Annotated in this window: 16 protein-coding genes and 2 tRNA genes; 6 read left to right on the top strand and 12 right to left on the bottom strand. The window is 69.9% G+C overall.

The window, feature by feature from the left end; translation table 11 throughout:
* Positions 1 to 41: 41 nt before the first annotated feature.
* The 6 genes from ABZ914_RS05270 to ABZ914_RS05245 form a co-directional block, all read right to left on the bottom strand.
* The gene (locus ABZ914_RS05270) at positions 42 to 1,073 is read right to left on the bottom strand and encodes an LLM class F420-dependent oxidoreductase (RefSeq protein ID WP_500191803.1); all 1,032 of its coding nucleotides are present in this window, start codon (positions 1,071 to 1,073) and stop codon (positions 42 to 44) included.
* A gap of 10 nt (positions 1,074 to 1,083) precedes the next feature.
* Positions 1,084 to 1,884 (bottom strand): SDR family oxidoreductase, encoded by an 801-nt coding sequence (locus ABZ914_RS05265; protein ID WP_500191802.1) that lies wholly within the window; start codon positions 1,882 to 1,884, stop codon positions 1,084 to 1,086.
* On the bottom strand, positions 1,884 to 2,768 hold the full coding sequence (locus ABZ914_RS05260; protein ID WP_500191801.1) for an amidohydrolase family protein: 885 nt from the start codon (positions 2,766 to 2,768) through the stop codon (positions 1,884 to 1,886). Before ABZ914_RS05260 ends, ABZ914_RS05265 begins: the two co-directional genes overlap by 1 nt.
* A 45-nt stretch (positions 2,769 to 2,813) precedes the next feature.
* Complete coding sequence (locus ABZ914_RS05255; protein WP_500191799.1) at positions 2,814 to 4,409, bottom strand: AMP-binding protein; 1,596 nt, start codon at positions 4,407 to 4,409, stop codon at positions 2,814 to 2,816.
* A 90-nt stretch (positions 4,410 to 4,499) separates the two neighbouring features.
* Positions 4,500 to 5,276 (bottom strand): helix-turn-helix domain-containing protein, encoded by a 777-nt coding sequence (locus tag ABZ914_RS05250; RefSeq protein WP_500191798.1) that lies wholly within the window; start codon positions 5,274 to 5,276, stop codon positions 4,500 to 4,502.
* A 165-nt stretch (positions 5,277 to 5,441) separates the two neighbouring features.
* Positions 5,442 to 6,122: a hypothetical protein gene (locus ABZ914_RS05245; RefSeq protein WP_500191797.1), complete on the bottom strand. Its 681-nt coding sequence runs from the start codon at positions 6,120 to 6,122 to the stop codon at positions 5,442 to 5,444.
* A gap of 406 nt (positions 6,123 to 6,528) precedes the next feature.
* Here ABZ914_RS05245 and ABZ914_RS05240 point away from each other — a divergent pair, with 406 nt between their 5' ends.
* Positions 6,529 to 7,374 (top strand): helix-turn-helix domain-containing protein, encoded by an 846-nt coding sequence (locus tag ABZ914_RS05240; RefSeq protein WP_500191795.1) that lies wholly within the window; start codon positions 6,529 to 6,531, stop codon positions 7,372 to 7,374.
* Here ABZ914_RS05240 and ABZ914_RS05235 read toward each other — a convergent pair.
* Positions 7,261 to 8,457 (bottom strand): MFS transporter, encoded by a 1,197-nt coding sequence (locus tag ABZ914_RS05235; RefSeq protein ID WP_500191794.1) that lies wholly within the window; start codon positions 8,455 to 8,457, stop codon positions 7,261 to 7,263. The two genes, ABZ914_RS05240 and ABZ914_RS05235, sit on opposite strands and share 114 nt — an antisense overlap.
* 321 nt (positions 8,458 to 8,778) lie before the next feature.
* On the opposite strand from ABZ914_RS05235, the gene ABZ914_RS05230 reads away from it, so the two are divergent.
* Both ABZ914_RS05230 and ABZ914_RS05225 read left to right on the top strand, forming a co-directional pair.
* On the top strand, positions 8,779 to 9,387 hold the full coding sequence (locus ABZ914_RS05230; protein ID WP_500191792.1) for an RNA polymerase sigma factor: 609 nt from the start codon (positions 8,779 to 8,781) through the stop codon (positions 9,385 to 9,387).
* Complete coding sequence (locus ABZ914_RS05225; protein WP_500191791.1) at positions 9,384 to 10,430, top strand: CU044_5270 family protein; 1,047 nt, start codon at positions 9,384 to 9,386, stop codon at positions 10,428 to 10,430. Before ABZ914_RS05230 ends, ABZ914_RS05225 begins: the two co-directional genes overlap by 4 nt.
* A gap of 285 nt (positions 10,431 to 10,715) precedes the next feature.
* On the opposite strand, the gene ABZ914_RS05220 is transcribed toward ABZ914_RS05225, so the two are convergent.
* From ABZ914_RS05220 to ABZ914_RS05210, 3 genes are all read right to left on the bottom strand, one after another.
* Positions 10,716 to 11,177 (bottom strand): AIR synthase related protein, encoded by a 462-nt coding sequence (locus tag ABZ914_RS05220; RefSeq protein WP_500191820.1) that lies wholly within the window; start codon positions 11,175 to 11,177, stop codon positions 10,716 to 10,718.
* Between the two features lie 291 nt (positions 11,178 to 11,468).
* Positions 11,469 to 11,561, bottom strand: a tRNA-Ser gene (locus ABZ914_RS05215).
* 151 nt (positions 11,562 to 11,712) lie between these two features.
* Entirely contained in the window at positions 11,713 to 12,144 is a 432-nt protein-coding gene (locus ABZ914_RS05210) for a hypothetical protein (protein ID WP_190851002.1), read from the bottom strand.
* A 192-nt stretch (positions 12,145 to 12,336) separates the two neighbouring features.
* On the opposite strand from ABZ914_RS05210, the gene ABZ914_RS05205 reads away from it, so the two are divergent.
* A tRNA-Arg gene (locus tag ABZ914_RS05205) sits at positions 12,337 to 12,409 on the top strand.
* A 592-nt stretch (positions 12,410 to 13,001) separates the two neighbouring features.
* On the top strand, positions 13,002 to 13,574 hold the full coding sequence (locus ABZ914_RS05200; RefSeq protein ID WP_500191790.1) for a hypothetical protein: 573 nt from the start codon (positions 13,002 to 13,004) through the stop codon (positions 13,572 to 13,574).
* Here ABZ914_RS05200 and ABZ914_RS05195 read toward each other — a convergent pair.
* Positions 13,525 to 14,127: a TetR/AcrR family transcriptional regulator gene (locus tag ABZ914_RS05195; protein ID WP_500191788.1), complete on the bottom strand. Its 603-nt coding sequence runs from the start codon at positions 14,125 to 14,127 to the stop codon at positions 13,525 to 13,527. The two genes, ABZ914_RS05200 and ABZ914_RS05195, sit on opposite strands and share 50 nt — an antisense overlap.
* 97 nt (positions 14,128 to 14,224) lie before the next feature.
* Here ABZ914_RS05195 and ABZ914_RS05190 point away from each other — a divergent pair, with 97 nt between their 5' ends.
* Positions 14,225 to 15,127 carry an SDR family oxidoreductase gene (locus ABZ914_RS05190; RefSeq protein WP_500191787.1) on the top strand — a complete coding sequence of 301 codons (903 nt, stop codon included), beginning with the start codon at positions 14,225 to 14,227 and terminating at the stop codon, positions 15,125 to 15,127.
* Here ABZ914_RS05190 and ABZ914_RS05185 read toward each other — a convergent pair.
* Positions 15,124 to 15,438 carry a hypothetical protein gene (locus ABZ914_RS05185; RefSeq protein WP_500191785.1) on the bottom strand — a complete coding sequence of 105 codons (315 nt, stop codon included), beginning with the start codon at positions 15,436 to 15,438 and terminating at the stop codon, positions 15,124 to 15,126. The two genes, ABZ914_RS05190 and ABZ914_RS05185, sit on opposite strands and share 4 nt — an antisense overlap.
* Between the last annotated feature and the right edge of the window lie 21 nt (positions 15,439 to 15,459).

Below are 15,459 nucleotides of genomic sequence, written 5' to 3'. Positions count from 1 at the left end.
GTCAAGCGCTGTAGGGAGTGTTGCGTGGTCAGAAGCGGAGGTCAGGCCACCCACTCTTTGAGTTGGCGTACGAGTCCGGCGGGGTCGTCGCCGACCGGGGTCACCTGGAGATTGGTGACACCGGACTCGCGGAAGGCTTCGATCCGCTCCCGAACGTAAGAGGCCGGGCCGACGAGGTTGATCTGTTCAAGGAGTTGCAATGGGACCTTGGCCTCGGCTTCCCTCTTCTTGCCGTCGAGGTAGAGGTCCTGGATCTCCTTGGCCTCGGCTTCGTAGCCGTAGCGTCGGACGAGGTCGTTGAAGAAGTTCTTGCCGCGGGCGCCCATGCCTCCGATGTAGAGCGCGAGCATCGGCCGCGCGAGGTCGAGTATCTCCTTCACGTCCTCGCCGATGGCGACGATGCCGCCGGCGACGACCTCCAGGGGCGCGAGGGTTTCGGGGCGCTTCGCGGTTCCTGCGGCGAGCGCGTCGCCCCATACCTCGGCAGCGCCCTCGGGGACGTACAGGAAAGGCAGCCAGCCGTCGGCGTACTCCGCCGCGCCTTCGACCGATTTCGGTCCCAGCGCGGCGATGTAGAGCGGAACCGACGGGCGTAGCGGCTCGGTCATGATCTTCAGCGGCTCGCTGAGGCCGGTGCCCTGACCGGCCGGGAGAGGGATCTTGAAGGAGCGGCCGCTGTAGTCGACCGCCTCGCGCCGCAGGGCCGCGCGGATGATCTCGACGGTCTCCCTGGTACGGCCGGTCGACCGTACGAAGGGCATGCCGTGCCACCCCTCGATGATCTTCGGGTTGGAGGCGCCGAGGCCGATGATGGCGCGACCGCCGGACACGCTGTCGAGGCCGGCCGCGGTCGATGCGAGCATGGTCGGGGTGCGGGAGTAGACGTTGAGGATGGCCGCGCCGATCTCCACGCGCGAGGTGCGGGCCGCCAGGTAGCCCATCAGGGTCGGCGAGTCATGGCCGTACCCCTCGGCGACCCAGACGGTGTCGAGCCCGGCGGCCTCGAGTCGAACGATGTGGTCGGCGGCCTCGCGCGGGTCGGTGCCGTAGGTGAGCATCGTCGAGATCTTCATGAGCAGTGCCTCATTTCGACGTCGGCGAGTCGAAGCTCGCGCCCATCCCGATGCCGGCGCCGCCGTCGACCGGGATCACCGCGCCGGTGACGAATCGCAGGTTGGGTGACACGAGCGCACCGACCAGGTCGGCGAACTCGGAGGGCGCCCCGATGCGTCCCATCGGTATCCCGTTCCCGAGGCCGGCTTTGGACAGCTCTGGCTGCCGTTCCAGCAGTCCGTCCAGCAGGGCGGTGTCGAAGAAGCCGGACAACAGCGTGTTGACGTTGATGCTCTGCCTGGCGACCTCCAGGGCGAGGGTCTTGGCGTAGCCGATCACCGCCGACCACACGCCGACGGACGCCGCCATGCCGACGGCCGGGCGCTCGACGACGCCGGAGACCACGTTGAGGATGCTGCCGCCTTCGGCGGTCATGTACGGCAAGGTGGCTCGCACGGATCTGACGACGTAGAAGAAGTGGCGTTCGAAGGCCTTCAGCCACACCTCGTCGGTGAGCTCGGAGATGCGCCGGATCGGCGGTCCGCCGTCGTTGGTGACCAGGACGTGAACGGCTGGACCGAACCGCTCAAGGGTCGAGGCGGTGACGCGCTCGATGTCGGCGTCGGCCGAGCAGTCGGCGGCCAGCCCGAGGACCTTCTCCTCGCCGTATGCGCCGGCAAGGCGTTGCGCGGCGGCTGCGACCTTCTCCGCGCGTCGCGCGAAGATCGTGACATTGGCGCCTTCCTTCAGAAGCCGATCGGCGATGGCGTATCCCAAGCCGTCGCTGCCGCCGCCGACGATGGCGACCTTGCCGGTCAGTCCGAGGTCCATCACTGGACTCCGATCGAGGTGAGGAAGGTCTCGGCGTTGCCGGAGAACACGTCATCGAGGACATCGGAGGAGAAGCCCTCCTCGCGCCATTCCTCGACCAGCCTGTCGTGGGTGAGCATCGGGTAGTCGGCTCCGAAGAAGACCTTCTTGCGCAGCCGCTTACCGATCTCGCGCTTGAGCTCATCGGGGAAGTAGCGCGGTGACCAACCGTGGAGCTCCATCCACACGTTCGCCTTGTGCAGTGCGACCGCGATCATTTCCGACTGCCAGGGCCATGCCACCCGGGCCGCGATCACGTTCAGATCGGGATGCTTGGCCGCGACGCGGTCGACGTAACGGGGGTGGCAGCCCTCCAGGGTGATGCCCATGCCTCCGCGGGTGCCGGCCCCGGTGGCCGACATGCCGACATGGACCAGGACGGGACGGTCGGCCTCGATGCACATGTTCAGACAGGTCTCCCATTCCGGCTGGTCGGGTGTCCCGGCCGGTGTGAACGAGTGGACCGTCAGTCCGACGAGTCCCGTCCCCTCGCTCAGGCAACGCTCGAATTCCTTGACATGAGCCGGTTGCGTGGGGTCGATGCCGATCCAGTTGCCCAGTACGACGTCGGGGTGCTTGCGCGCATAGTCGAAGGCGTAGTCATGCTGGTCGCGTAGTGCACCGGCGTCCATGGTGTAGGTGAACGCGAAGTCGAGCATCGCCCTGACGTTGGCGCGGCGGAACTGGGCGGCCTGCTCCTCGTCGCTGACGAAGCTCATGTCCCACTTGAAGTAGCCCCGCAGGGCCTCGCGGTCCTCGGCCGTCTCGTACGGGCTTCCCTTCCATCCCCGTTCTGTGCCCCAGTGGGAATGGAAGTCGATCAGCCGGGCCGGTGGTACGTTCACGCAGAGTGCCTTTCGTGAATGGCCGCGGAAAGGGCCTCGGGATGATCAGTGGACATTGCGGGCCGAGCCGACCCAGAACGGCGCGCGCAAGCGCTTCTTGTCGATCTTTCCCACCGGCGTGGCGGGAAGTGAGTCCACGACCACGACCTTCTTGGGCGCGTACATAGAGCCCTTGGCCTGCTTCACGTAGGACTGGAGCGCGGGAATGTCGACCTGTCGCCCCGGTCGCGGGACCACGAACGCGGTGACGAGCTCCCCCCAGCGGCTGTCCGGCACGCCGATGACGGCGGCCGCGCCCACCGAAGGGTGCGCTGCCAGAACGGCCTCGACTTCGCTCGCGTAGATGTTGAAACCACCCGAGATGATCATGTCCTTCTTGCGGTCCACGATGTAGATCAGGCCCTCGGCGTCCTGGCGGGCGAGGTCTCCGGTGTGGAGCCATCCCCCCTTGAGCGCCGCTTCCGTCTCGTCGGGGAGGTTCTTGTAGCCCAGCATCACCCCGCGGCCCTGCATGGCGATCTCGCCCACCTCGCCCAAAGGAACGTCGTGGCCGTCATCGTCGATGAGCCTGATGCGGTTGCCGACCACGGGACGGCCGCAGGAGGCGAGTTGCTCGAGACTCGCGGTCTCGTGTGCGGCCTTGGTCAGGACCGTCCCGATGCCGGCCGACTCCGTCTGCCCGTAGATCTGGGAGAAGACCGGACCGATCCGCTCGCGAGCCTCCGCCAGGCGCACCGGCGACATCGGTCCGGTGGCGTACCAGATCACCTCGAGGCTGGAGAGGTCCCTGGTCTCCGGACGCTCCTGATCCAGCAAGGTGTAGATCATCGTCGGAAGGCCGCTCACGCAATTGATGTGCTCGGCCTCGATGACGTCGAGGAACCGGCCGGGTTCGAAGCCCTGCTCGATCACGACCGTGCCGCCGCGCAGCAGGGCCGGGATGACGGCCAGCCCGGCCGCGTGGGTGAGCGGGGCCGCTGCCAGGTACCGCGGGAGGTGCGGCTGCTCGAAGTCGGCCATGTGCGCATAGACCATCTGCACCATCGACCGATGAGGCTGCATCACGCCCTTGGGCCTGCCGGTCGTCCCGCCGGTGTACTGCAGCCAGGCGACGTCCGTCTCCGTCGCCGGACCACGGTCCAGCGACCGGACCGCCGCGGGCTCGCCCTCGGACAGGCCGCCGGCGGCGGGGATCACCATCAGGTGTCGCAGGGAGTCGACCTCGGCGAGGACCTGGCGGCCATGCTCCTCCAGGGGCGCGGTCACCACCAGCACCGTGGCCTCTGCGTCCTCGCAGACGGTGATGTGGTCCGCGACCGAGGCCAGGGCCTGCAACCCGGTGAAGCGGCCGCCCAAGAGATACGTCGCGGCCTGGACGATCCACGATTCAGGCATGTTCGGACTGAGCATCGTGACCCCCACGCCGAGACCCACTCCCCGATGGGCCAGCGCGGCCACATACTGCGAGAGAAGGTCCCTGACGTGCGCATAGGTCAGTCGCCGATCACCGGCCACGAAGGCCGCGGACGAGCTGTGCCGGCTGAGCGCCTGCAGGATCAGGTCACCTAGCGTGACTCCGGAGGATGCCGCCGTAGCGGCCGCCGAAGCCGCAGCACCGTGACCCGGAAGGTGGTGGGACATGCCTCAAAGCGTGGCCGCCGCGCGGGCGGGCGTGCCACCGATGTTCCGCCCCGAATTTCGGATAACCCGCCAGATCGACGGAGGCGATGCTCAGCTGTGAGCCGCACCCGCTGCGGAGCGGTAACGACCGGGCGTCTGGCCGACGAGATCGGTGAAGGCGTTGATGAAGCTGCCGGGGTTCGCCCAGCCGAGTCGCATCGCCGTCTCGGTGACCGAGGTACCTTCAGCGAGTTCGAGCAGCGCTCGCTGAATCCGCAGCAGCGTGCGCCACTGATGGAAGCTCATCGACAATTCGCTGCCGAACAGCCGGCTGAGAGTCCGTTCACTCGAACCGGTTCGGTGCCCCAACTCCGCCAGCGTCGCCGAAATGGCCGGGTCGGCGTGCAGCAGGTCGGTGACGGCCTTGAGGCGAGGATCGCTCGGCTCCGGCAGCCGCAGTGGCTCCTGCGGGGCGCGGGCCAACTCCGCACCGATCACCGCGAGCAGCAGACGGCCGCGCTCACTGCCGGCGGGCTCATGCTCGCCGCTCATCGCCAGGTATGCCTCGCGCAGCAGCGGACTGGCCACGAAGACCGACGGCTCGGGCGGCAGTTCCTCGGACAACGCTGCCGGAACCGGGAGCACGCGGACATCGGTCTCGCCGTAGGAGTGACTGCTGTGGACATAGAAGGGCGGCACCCACGTGATGCGGTTCGCCGGCGCCACCCAGGTGCCGACCTTGGTCGTCGTGACGAGCGCCCCGGAGGCGGCGTACCTCAGCTGGCCGTAGTCATGGAAGTGCGCGGCGATGTCGTCACCGTGCGCCATGGGCTCGCAGACCGGCGAGTCGTCGGTCCAGAACACCGGCTGCTGCGCAACGTCACTCATCAGCAGGCAGCGTAGCTCGCGTTGGCGGGCAGTCAGAATAAGTGGTTACGAATCCAGCAACGCGCCCGAGAACGCGGCGCTCGACCCGCCGTACCGCGCCTACGCCGAGTGCGACCAGTCGGGGACGTCCCGGCGATGATCCGCTCCCGCTGACCGCGGCGTCCGCTACCCCTCGCGGGCGGGATTCGGGAAGGCGCGGTCCGCGAGGCGGCTCAGCAGGAACCACGGCACCGTGAACGCGACCACCACCTGCGGCACGCGCAGGGCAGGCGCCAGCGGCAGGGCGAGGATCGCCAGCATGCCCGCGAGGCCCACGAGGATGAGAAGAAGGCCCGTGAGGTTGTAGGACGGCCTGCTGCGGGACCGCCGCGCCAGCCAGACGGCCAGCACGGCGGCCAGCAGCCCGCTCGCGATCGCCGCCTGGACGACCGGGTTGCCGGACACCAGTTCGAGGAGCGTTGTGATCGCCGCCGTGATGACCATCGAGAAGAGGAACGACTTGCGCGTGCTCGCCATCCACCAGGGCAAGGGCCCCACCGAGTCCGGGACCGGCGCCGGCGGAGGCGGGAACGGACCGGGCTGGGGCTGCTGGGGCTGCGGATACGTGGGGTACTGCGGGTACGTGGGGTACTGCGGGTACGTCGGCTCCTGCGGGTATGCCGGTTCCTGCGGGTACGTCGGATAGGGCGTCTGGGGCCCGGCTGAAGGCTCGCTCGGGGGCTGGGGCGCCGTCCGGTCCGGAGAGGCGAAGCGCCGCTCGCCGTCCTTGCGGACCTGGAGGACCCCGAAAACGATCGTCGTCCCGAGGGAGGCGATCGAGATGCCGTTGGCGACCCAGTCCGTCACGCAGCCAGTCTCGCGAGGCCGGAACCGGATGTCACCGTGTTGGCACGTTCCGCCGTGGCCGCAGAGGGACACCCGGCCCCCGGCGGACCCGGCGCACGTCGTGTGCAGCCCAGATAGGCGCGTGACCTGCGGATTTCCTGCTGTGACCCGGTTGTAGCCACGGGCCTGTTCCGGGCCCGGAAACGCGACTGCGGGGATGCGTCGGACCCCGCCATCCGAGCACTCACCGTCATCACCAGGTCGACTCCCGCAGCCAGTCGAGAGCTCCCGGAGACGCCATCCTGGACGCGCGGGAATAGGCCGCCGTCTTTTACCTGCTTCAGCTCACGTGGCGAACATCGTAGACATCTCACGGGCATACGACGCCGGCGCCTCCTCCCCGGAACCGGCTTGGGAGATGTCGGGCATGGACCATGTCCAGCTGCCGGCGGGCGCGGTGCTCACCGAACCGCCGGGCCCGCTGTGGGCGCTGGTGCTGGCGGGCGAGCTCACGCTTGAGGCGGCGTTCGAGGCGCAGTCGCTCGCCGAGGGGGACGCCGTCCTCATCGACGCCCGCACCGCTCACCGGCTCACCGCTTCGGAACGGCATGAGGAGTCCGCCCTGGTCGTAGCCGACCTTCACATGGCCGTCCCGGTCCGTCGGCTGCCCAGCCCGCTGGTGGTCCGCGGCTTCGGCACCCGGCATGGCGGCGTCATGGCGCTCGTCACGCGGTGCCCGCTCGATCGTGCGTCCCGACCGACCCTGTTCGCCGCCAGCTACGGCAACCTGATCGGCGCGGCGATGACCACCTCTTGGCAGGAGGACCAGGGCGGCGACGCCGGACCTCCTGACGAAGCCGTCACCACGGTGGTGGCCGCCGTGACGGCCCGCCCAGCCGACCCGTGGACCGTCGAGGGGATGGCCCGCCTGGTCCACCTGTCGCGTTCCGCCCTGGGCGAGCGGTTCCGCCGCGCACTCGGCCGCGGACCCGCGGAGGTGCTCCGGGAGATCCGGATGCGGGAGGCGCGCCGGCTGCTCACCGACCCCTCGCGTCCGGTGGAGTACATCGCGTCCGCCGTCGGGTACGGCTCCACCGCCGCCTTCAGCCGGGCGTTCTCGTCCCACCACGGCGTCGCGCCGCAGGCCTGGCGGGAGCCGTCACCCGCGCGGGACGCGCAGCGCGGCGAAAAGCAGCCCGGCCGCCGCGGCGAACCCCGTGCCGAGCAGGAAGGCCGCCTGCACGCCGCGGGCGTCCAGGAGCGCGCCTCCTGACGTCGACCCCAGCGTGATCGCCACCTGGAACGCGGTGACCTGCAACGACAGGGCCGACTCGGCGCGTTCGGGCTCGACGCGGGTCACCCATAGCTGGGTGGCGACCGGGACCATGTTGAAGGCCAGGCCCCACACGACGACCCCCGCGGCCAGCAGCGGCAGGGATGGCGCGGTCGCGGTGACCAGGAGGCCGCCGGCCAGCAGCAGCGGGGCCGCGGCGACCACAGCGCGCAGCCGTCCCGCGAGCCGCCCGGCGGCGAGGTTGCCCGCCATCCCGCCCACGCCCCAGGCCAGCAGCAGCCATACCGTGGCGCCCGCGTCGACGTCCTTGATCGCGACCCGGATGAAGGGGTAGGCGGCGAAGTTGCCGAACGCGACCAGGACCACGCCCAGCACCCCGGCCATCAGCCACCGGTTGGCAAGCGCCGCCCGCAGCATCGCCATTCCGGCGGCCGGGTGCGGGGGTACCGGTGGCAACGTCAAGGCCACGGCCAGGGCAGCGGCGATGCCGAGGGCCGCCGCGACGCCGAACACCAACCGCCAGCCGACCGCGTCGCCGAGCAGGGACGCCAACGGGACGCCGCCGATCGTCGCGAGGGTGACGCCCAGCGCGATGGACGTTGAGACCACGCTGTCGCGTCCCGGCACGGCGCGGGTTCCGGCGCCGAACGCGAACGACCAGTACCCGGCGATGGCGACGCCGAGGACGAGCCGGCCGAGGAGCAGGACGGCGAAACCGGGGGCGACCGCCACCGCCAGGTTCGAGACGGCCGCCGCGACCAGCAGCCCGGTCAGGACCGTGCGCCGGTCCGTCCGCGGCAGCAGCACCGCGATACTGGGGGCGGTGACCGCGCCCGCGACCGCGGTCGCCGCGACCGCCAGCCCGGCGGTGCCCTCGCTCAGCCCGAGATCGGCGGCCATCGTGGGCAGCACGCTCGCCGGCAGGAACTCGCTGGCGACGAGCACCGCGATACCGGCAGCGAGCGCGACGATCGGTGACCAGTTCGTCGAGCCGCCGGACCATGCCGGGGATTCGGGCGGCGGAGTGTCTGCGGACGGCGGCGAGGACTGAGGCGTTGACATGCCTTCCAGCCTCGCCTCCTCCGCGCCGCCGCAGTTGATCGCGTGACGCCAAAAGTTGATCACCTGACCGGTCTGCGCCGTACGCGATCGACGATGCGGGATCGTCGTCAGGAGTCGGTGCAAGCCGGAGCGCGGCGCCCCAGGCCCGACGTGATCTGGCGGCATCCGCGGATGGTGAGCGGCAGTCCGCCGTTGTCGGCGGTCAAGTCGCCGGACGGGCCGCCGCGAGAGGCGATCCAGAAAAGGGAACCGATCCGGGGCGACCGGCCGAGTACCGGGTGACAGCCACTCGAAAGGATCCTTCATGAACGGACGGGGCATATGTTGACCGCGCCTTCCGGGACGGAACCGGGCGTCCCTCCCGGCCCGGTCACCGACGCCGCGGTCCTGCAGGAGTCGCTCCAGCGGCCCGACAGCTTCGCCGACCTGTTCGACCGGCACGCCGACGAGATCCACCGGTACCTCGCCCGCCGCCTCGGCCCCGGCACGGCCGACGACGTCGTCGCGGAGACGTTCCTGACCGCCTTCCGCAAACGCGGACAGTACGACTTCGCACGTCCGGACGCGCGCCCGTGGCTCTACGGAATCGCCACACACGCCCTGCGCGAACACCGCCGCGCCGAGGTTCGCCGCAACCGCGCTCTGGCCCGTGCGGCGCCGGACCGTCCGGAGGAGCCGTTCGACGAGCGCAGCGCCGCCCGGGTGGCGGCGCATCGTCTCCGGCCCGAACTCGCGGCGGCGCTCACCCGGCTCTCGGCCGCCGACCGCGACCTGCTCCTGCTTATCGCCTGGGCGGAGCTGACCTACGACGAGGCGGCCCAGGCCCTCGGCGTCCCCCTCGGAACGATCAGGTCCCGCCTGCACCGGATCCGCAAGAAGACCCGCCGTGCGCTCGGCGGCGCCAACCCCCTTGAGGAGAACGCGACATGACCACCGAAGAGATCACCCTTTTCCGCGAGGGCCGCCCGGACGTCGCCGAATACGACCGCATGGCCAAGGCCCGCCTGCGGGCCCGTCTCCTCGACGAGGCTCCCGCCCCCGCCGCCCGGCCGTGGTCCGGCCGCCGGCGCCTCCTCATGGTCGGCGCCCTCGCCGGGGCGGTGGCCACCGCCAGTGTCGTCGTCGGCGTCCACGGTGACCGGGATCCCGCCCCCCTCGCCCTGCGCCCGCTCGGCGGTCCTCGGGACCTCGCCCACAACGCCGCCCTGGTCGCCGCGAGCAAGCCCGTCCCGAAGATGGGCAAGACGCAGTGGGTCTATCTGAAGACGGTCTACGCCGATACCCAGGAAGGCGGCGGACGCCCCGTCTTCGGCACTCCGAAGAAGACCCTGACCCGGGAAGTGTGGCGGCGGACGGACGGCGAGCGGTTCGCCGTCATCCAGGACGGCCGGCTGCGCGTCGCCGGGGGGTCGAAGTACAGCCCGACCTACCCGGAACTGCTCGCCCTGCCCACCGACCCTAAAGCGGTACTCGCCGGGGTCTACAAGACGATCGACGGGGAGTACGCCCGGAGGCTCGCCGAGTGGAGCAAGCCGATCCCGAAGGACCTGCCGAAGCGGACGCGCGAAAAGTACGCGCTGATGAAGAAGACGAAGCCGGAACCGCCGACGGCCGAGGAGCGCAACTCCCGGGCATTCGAGCTCATCGCCCTCTCGATGCGCGACGCCGTCCTTCCCCCGAAGATCGAGGCGGCGCTGTACGGTGCCGCCGCCGGGATCCCCGGCGTCCAGTACGAGCCCAAGGCCGCCGACATCGGGCATCGTCACGGCGTCACGCTCTACCGCGTCGAGAACGGTTACCTGCGAAGTGAGATCATCATCGACCCCAAGACCTACGCCTATCTGGGCTTCCGCACCATCGTCGTCAAGGACCACCGGGAGCCCGGCCTGCTGCCCGTAAAGCAGGGCCAGATCACAGGCTGGGGCGCCCTGATGACCGCGTCCTTTGTGGCGAAGCCGGGCAGCCGCGGCTGACCCGTGCCGGAGCATCGCTCGGCCGACGAGCACGCCCCTCTGCCCTCGGCCGGGCGACTTCCCGTGGACGACCCGCCTCCGCCGGCCGTGACCGGGCTACGGTCTCGTTGAGGAACCCGGTCGTGGTCAGCTCCTCGATACCAGCGACCACCACGCGAGCACACCGGCCAGAGAGTCGTCGGCGAATTCAAGGTCGGTCATCGAACCCATCGGTTTCCTTTGTCCGGGGGCCAGCGGCGACGGGCGCGGCCAACCTAACATCGGCCCCCGACGGCGACGGGCCGTTCATCTGGACCGAGTGCGGAGGCGTGCCGCACGGTCGAAGGAACCGCATGCCCGACGAGGTGGCGTGACGCCAGGGAACCCCCTTGCCGTACGAGTGCCTGGGGGCGCCGCCATGCGGATATCAGCGCCTCTCTCCTTGGCCGGCGGGAGCTTCGCCGAGCGGGAGCCGAGAGTGCCGAAATAGCGTTGGGCGGATGCCGCCACCCCCGTCGCTCCGGTGACGCAGAGACGGTCTCCCGGCCGGGCACCGGTCCGCAGCAGTGATCCGCCTCGCTCGACGATGCCGACGGCGGACGCGGACAGGGTGATCCTCTCGGCGCTGCCGATATCGCCTCCGACGTTCGGCGTGCCCACCTGCCGGCAGGCGTCGCGGATCCCTTCCATGAGGACCGTGAAGTCCTCGTCCGGCAGAGACCGCGGATAACGAACGACCGTGAGAAGCGCGATCGGTAGCGCACCCATGGCGGCGATATCGCTGAGGTTGGCCGCTGTCGTTCCGCGCATGTCAGCGGACGAGGTGACGGCCGAGCCGCCGGTGAACGTGGTCTCGCTGGCGGACCCGCGCAGGAGGCGAACCGAACACGCAGGGCAGTCGTGGGGGATGATCCACTTCGGGGCTCTGACCAGGGCTCGGTGACGCCGCCACGACATCTCGTGCTCACCACGTGCTATCCAGGGCCAACAAAACGGGCGTCTGGAACGCGACAGGGACTTCGTCCAAGATCGCAATCTCGGGCGAAGTCCCTGTTCAGGTGGCGGAGGATCGGGGATTTGAACCCCGGATGGGCGGTAAACCCAAACCGCATTAGCAGTGCGGCGCCATAGACCGGACTAGGCGAATCCTCCAGGAGCCATCAGGCTCAGCACAGGGTACCGGTTCGGCGCAGCAACCGGCAAAGTCTGGCCTGTGGCACTGAAGCATAGTGCGAAGACGCCCTCCGGGCGACGAGGTTGCCGGACGATTCGCTCCCGGGGCCGCGGGAGCGAAGCGCCGCGATCAGCCGATGTGGAAGCCGGTGTAGCCGCAGGCCTTGCCCAGGTCCTCGCCGTGCTGCTGCATCTGCGTGAAGTTGGGCGTGCCGCCGGACAGGTTGCCGGAGCTGAGCTTGCGGAGCGTGGCCGCGGTCTCGTCGAGGTCGCCGGCGAACGCGGTGGCGGCGGTCTCGACGTCGCCGCCGGCGTTCTGGCCCTCGCTGCGGATCTTGGCGGCCGCGTCGGAGAACGTCTGGGCCGTCGACTCGGCGCCGCCGGTGCCGGTGGCCGAGCCGCCGCTCGAGGCGACGCTCTTCAGCTCGGTCTCGATGTTCTTGCAGGCGGTCTTCTTCTTGCCGCCGCCGGTGATGGAGTCCACCGGACCGCAGGCCGTGGAGCCGATCAGCAGGCCACCGATGGCCAGGGCGCCGACGAGCTTGGCGGCAGACATGCGCATGAACTTTCTCCTTCAGGGGGGTTTGGGACTTCGGACGAGGGTAAACCTCGGTGGTCACATCCGTCTCGAATACCCCTTTGGCGTTATTCCGCCACAGACGGTTCCGTGACCCAGCTCACACTCTCGCGAGCGCCTCTTCGGACGCCGATTCGCCGTCCGGTGCTGGGAGCCGGTACAGTTGGGTCCGAACGGGCACCCGTAGCTCAATGGATAGAGCATCTGACTACGGATCAGAAGGTTAGGGGTTCGAATCCCTTCGGGTGCGCAGCAGGTCAGAGGCCCCTCGCGATCATCGCGAGGGGCCTCTTGCGTTAGCCCGGGAGCCACGGCACCGATCACGCTCCGAAGAGCGCCCGCTCATCGCCTCGGCCGCCTGCTTGCCGTCACGAGGAGATGTGTCGAGGGCCACGATGTGAGGAGCTGCCGAAAGAGTGGCGATGTCGGCTCAGCGGATCCCGCTGTCGTAGCCGATCTCTACACGTGCATAGGCGTGAGCATGGACAGTGACGGGAATCGTGGATCGCCTCAAGAACGGGGTGGGGGAAGAACCCCAGGGGCTCCGCATCACGTGAATCGTGTAGCGGCCGGGGGCGAGGCGCACTCGGAAACGCCCTTGACCATCCGTCCGGATGACGGCCGCCACTCCAGGCCAGTCATGCCGCGTCACCACCGCCGACATCCTCACATGGCCCACGGGGCACACTTGCCCGACCCGCTGCACAGGGCACATTGGCCCTACCGTCGTCTGCCCAGCCAGGCCACTGCCCGAAGCCGTCGAGAAGAGCCAGGCCGGTTCGACCGCACCCAAGGCCAGCACTCCCAGCGCCGTCGCCGCAGTGATCTTCCAAGCTCTTCGCATGGCTCTGGGACGCTCGGGAACCGCCGACGAGTTCCCAGGGCGCCAGGAGTCTCTCGCGTTCGGGGAACGTGGGGGTGGGGGCTGGCGTCTTAAGGGGGTGAGTTTGAGTGCGACGGTCTTGCCGTTGGCGGGGGTGGCTCTCGGGTCGGCGGGGACGCTGGTCGGTCAGTACCTCTCCACGCGGGTGGACGCGCGGCGGGCGCGGTTCGAGCGGGACAGTGCGGAACGGGCGGAGCGCAAGGAGGCGCTCATGGAGTTCCTGTCCGCGGCCCAGCAGGTGGAACTGTGCCTGGACCGCCTCTCCCTGGGAGAGCACATCGAGGACTCCGAGAAGTGGCAGCATCTGCACGCGCTTTGGATTGCCAAGAAGGTCGCGGAACTCGTGTGCACTCCTTCGGTGGCTCAGGCGGCTCACGACTACACGATGGCCCTCCATGCGCTGCTTCGCGGGACGGGCGCGCCGGCCAAGCGGGAGCTCCGGTTCGCGTTCATGGAGGCCGCCAGGGTGGAACTCGGTGTGGCTAGCGAGCCGTTGAGGCGGGATCCCCCGGCGGTGGAGTCCGGCCGGTAGCGGAGAGGGCGCGCAGGTCGTCGAAGGCCTGGAGGAGATGGGCGTCCAGGCTCTGGGACGGGTCGTCGATCCAGGCTTGGGCGGCGTGGTGGAAGGTGGCCCAGCCGGTCTGGGCGGCGAGGGCCGCCAGACGGTCGGGGACGCCGCGCCGGCGGAGGGCGTCCGCCAGGGCGTCGGTGAGCGAGGCGGCCTTGGCCAGTTCCCGTTCGCGGAGCGTGGGCGTCGCGGCGATGATCTCGAGCCGGGGTTCGGAGAACGGGCGGTTCTCCTCGAGGACGCGTCCCGCCTTGCGGAACGTGCCGAGCAGGACGTCGAGCGGTTCGAGGTCGGCGGGCGCCTCGGCCACCGCGCGGGTCATCGCGTCGCGCAGGTCGGCCTCGCCGTCGAAGAGCACCTCGCGCTTGTCGGGGAAGTGCCGGAAGAACGTGCGCTCGTTGACGCCGGCCCGTGCGGCGATCTCGGCCGCGGTGGTGCGGTCGTAGCCGCGTTCCCGGTACAGCTCCAGGGCCGCCTGGCGAAGGCGGCGGCGCGCTTCTGCTCCGCTCCGTGGCACGCGTCGAGACTACCGCATGTGTCAGTGGCTGGCGCTACGTGTAGAGTCAGCGACTGGCGCTAAGAAGCGTCAGTCACTGGCTTTATGAGGAGTCGTCATGCATGTCTTCGTCACGGGTGGTTCGGGTCTGACCGGTCCGGCCGTTGTCGCCGAGCTCATCGCCGCCGGTCACACCGTCACCGGCCTCGCGCGCTCGGACGCGGCGGCGGCGCGGCTGGAGTCGCTGGGCGCCGTGCCGCACCGGGGTTCACTGGACGATCTCGACAGCCTGCGCAGCGGCGCCGAGGCCGCCGACGGCGTCCTGCACATGGCGTTCGGGGGCGACTTCGCCGACCCCGACGACATGATGAGGCGCGACCGGACCGCGATCGAGACGCTCGGCCGGGCGCTCGGAGGCTCGGGCAAGCCGCTGGTCTGCACCTCGGGCACGCTGGTCATGCCGGCCGGACGGGTGAGCACCGAGCAGGACGAGCCCGACCCGTCCGGGATCGCCGGCTTCCGGATCCCGGGCGAGCGGGCCTGCCTGGGCTTCGCCGCCGAGGGGGTGCGGTCGAGCGTGGTCCGGCTCGCCCCGACCGTCCACGGGCCGGGGGACTACGGGTTCATCGGCATGCTCGTCGACACCGCACGGAAGACGGGTGTGTCGGCTTATGTCGGGGACGGCGGCAACCGGTGGCCCGCGGTGCACCGGCTCGACGCGGCGGTCCTGTTCCGCCTGGCGCTGGAGAAGGCGCCCGGTGGCAGCGTGCTTCACGGGGTGGCGGAAACCGGCGTCACGTTGAGGAGCGTCGCGGAGACGATCGCGCGGGGGCTGGGGCTGCCCGCGGTCTCACTGTCCCCGGACGAGGCCGCCGCCCATTTCCCCAGCCCGTTCATGGCCATCGTGTACGGCTTCGACGCGCCCGCGTCCGCGTCGTCCACGCGGGAGCTGCTCGGCTGGACGCCCGTCCACCCGACGCTGCTCGACGACCTGGAGCACGGCGACTACCTCAAGGGCTAGCGGGACCGCGAGCGGCGCCGCTCCGCCACGGCCGCCGCCAGGAACAGCGCCACCGTCACCCCCGCGGCCACCTGCCCGGGACGCTTGACCTGGTTCCTGGCCTCGCCGCACTTGACGTCGCGCTGGAGATCGACCTCGCCGGTCGGGTCGTTCTTCGACGGGTGATCGTCGCTGGGCGTCCGGGAGAACCACACCGAGCCGCAGCTCTCCGTCTCGACGCCCACCTTGATGTGCGTCGGCCAGAGACCGAAAACGGCCACGGCGAGCAGCGAGCAGAACCCGAGGACGGCGAGGAGGCGCGGCAATGACATAGAGGCATCATGGATCACTCG

Source organism: Spirillospora sp. NPDC046719 (assembly GCF_040645715.1).
Lineage (GTDB): Bacteria > Actinomycetota > Actinomycetes > Streptosporangiales > Streptosporangiaceae > Spirillospora.
This window is presented reverse-complemented; position numbering and strand designations above follow the sequence as displayed.

Bases quoted from the DNA above. Each gene is read 5' to 3' on its own strand.
- ABZ914_RS05270 (WP_500191803.1), bottom strand. From the start codon at position 1,073: ATGAAGATCTCGACGATGCTCACCTACGGCACCGACCCGCGCGAGGCC.
- ABZ914_RS05265 (WP_500191802.1), bottom strand. From the start codon at position 1,884: ATGGACCTCGGACTGACCGGCAAGGTCGCCATCGTCGGCGGCGGCAGC.
- ABZ914_RS05255 (WP_500191799.1), bottom strand. From the start codon at position 4,409: ATGTCCCACCACCTTCCGGGTCACGGTGCTGCGGCTTCGGCGGCCGCT.
- ABZ914_RS05250 (WP_500191798.1), bottom strand. From the start codon at position 5,276: ATGAGTGACGTTGCGCAGCAGCCGGTGTTCTGGACCGACGACTCGCCG.
- ABZ914_RS05240 (WP_500191795.1), top strand. From the start codon at position 6,529: ATGGACCATGTCCAGCTGCCGGCGGGCGCGGTGCTCACCGAACCGCCG.
- ABZ914_RS05235 (WP_500191794.1), bottom strand. From the start codon at position 8,457: ATGTCAACGCCTCAGTCCTCGCCGCCGTCCGCAGACACTCCGCCGCCC.
- ABZ914_RS05230 (WP_500191792.1), top strand. From the start codon at position 8,779: ATGTTGACCGCGCCTTCCGGGACGGAACCGGGCGTCCCTCCCGGCCCG.
- ABZ914_RS05225 (WP_500191791.1), top strand. From the start codon at position 9,384: ATGACCACCGAAGAGATCACCCTTTTCCGCGAGGGCCGCCCGGACGTC.
- ABZ914_RS05220 (WP_500191820.1), bottom strand. From the start codon at position 11,177: ATGGGTGCGCTACCGATCGCGCTTCTCACGGTCGTTCGTTATCCGCGG.
- ABZ914_RS05210 (WP_190851002.1), bottom strand. From the start codon at position 12,144: ATGCGCATGTCTGCCGCCAAGCTCGTCGGCGCCCTGGCCATCGGTGGC.
- ABZ914_RS05200 (WP_500191790.1), top strand. From the start codon at position 13,002: ATGGCTCTGGGACGCTCGGGAACCGCCGACGAGTTCCCAGGGCGCCAG.
- ABZ914_RS05190 (WP_500191787.1), top strand. From the start codon at position 14,225: ATGCATGTCTTCGTCACGGGTGGTTCGGGTCTGACCGGTCCGGCCGTT.
- ABZ914_RS05185 (WP_500191785.1), bottom strand. From the start codon at position 15,438: ATGTCATTGCCGCGCCTCCTCGCCGTCCTCGGGTTCTGCTCGCTGCTC.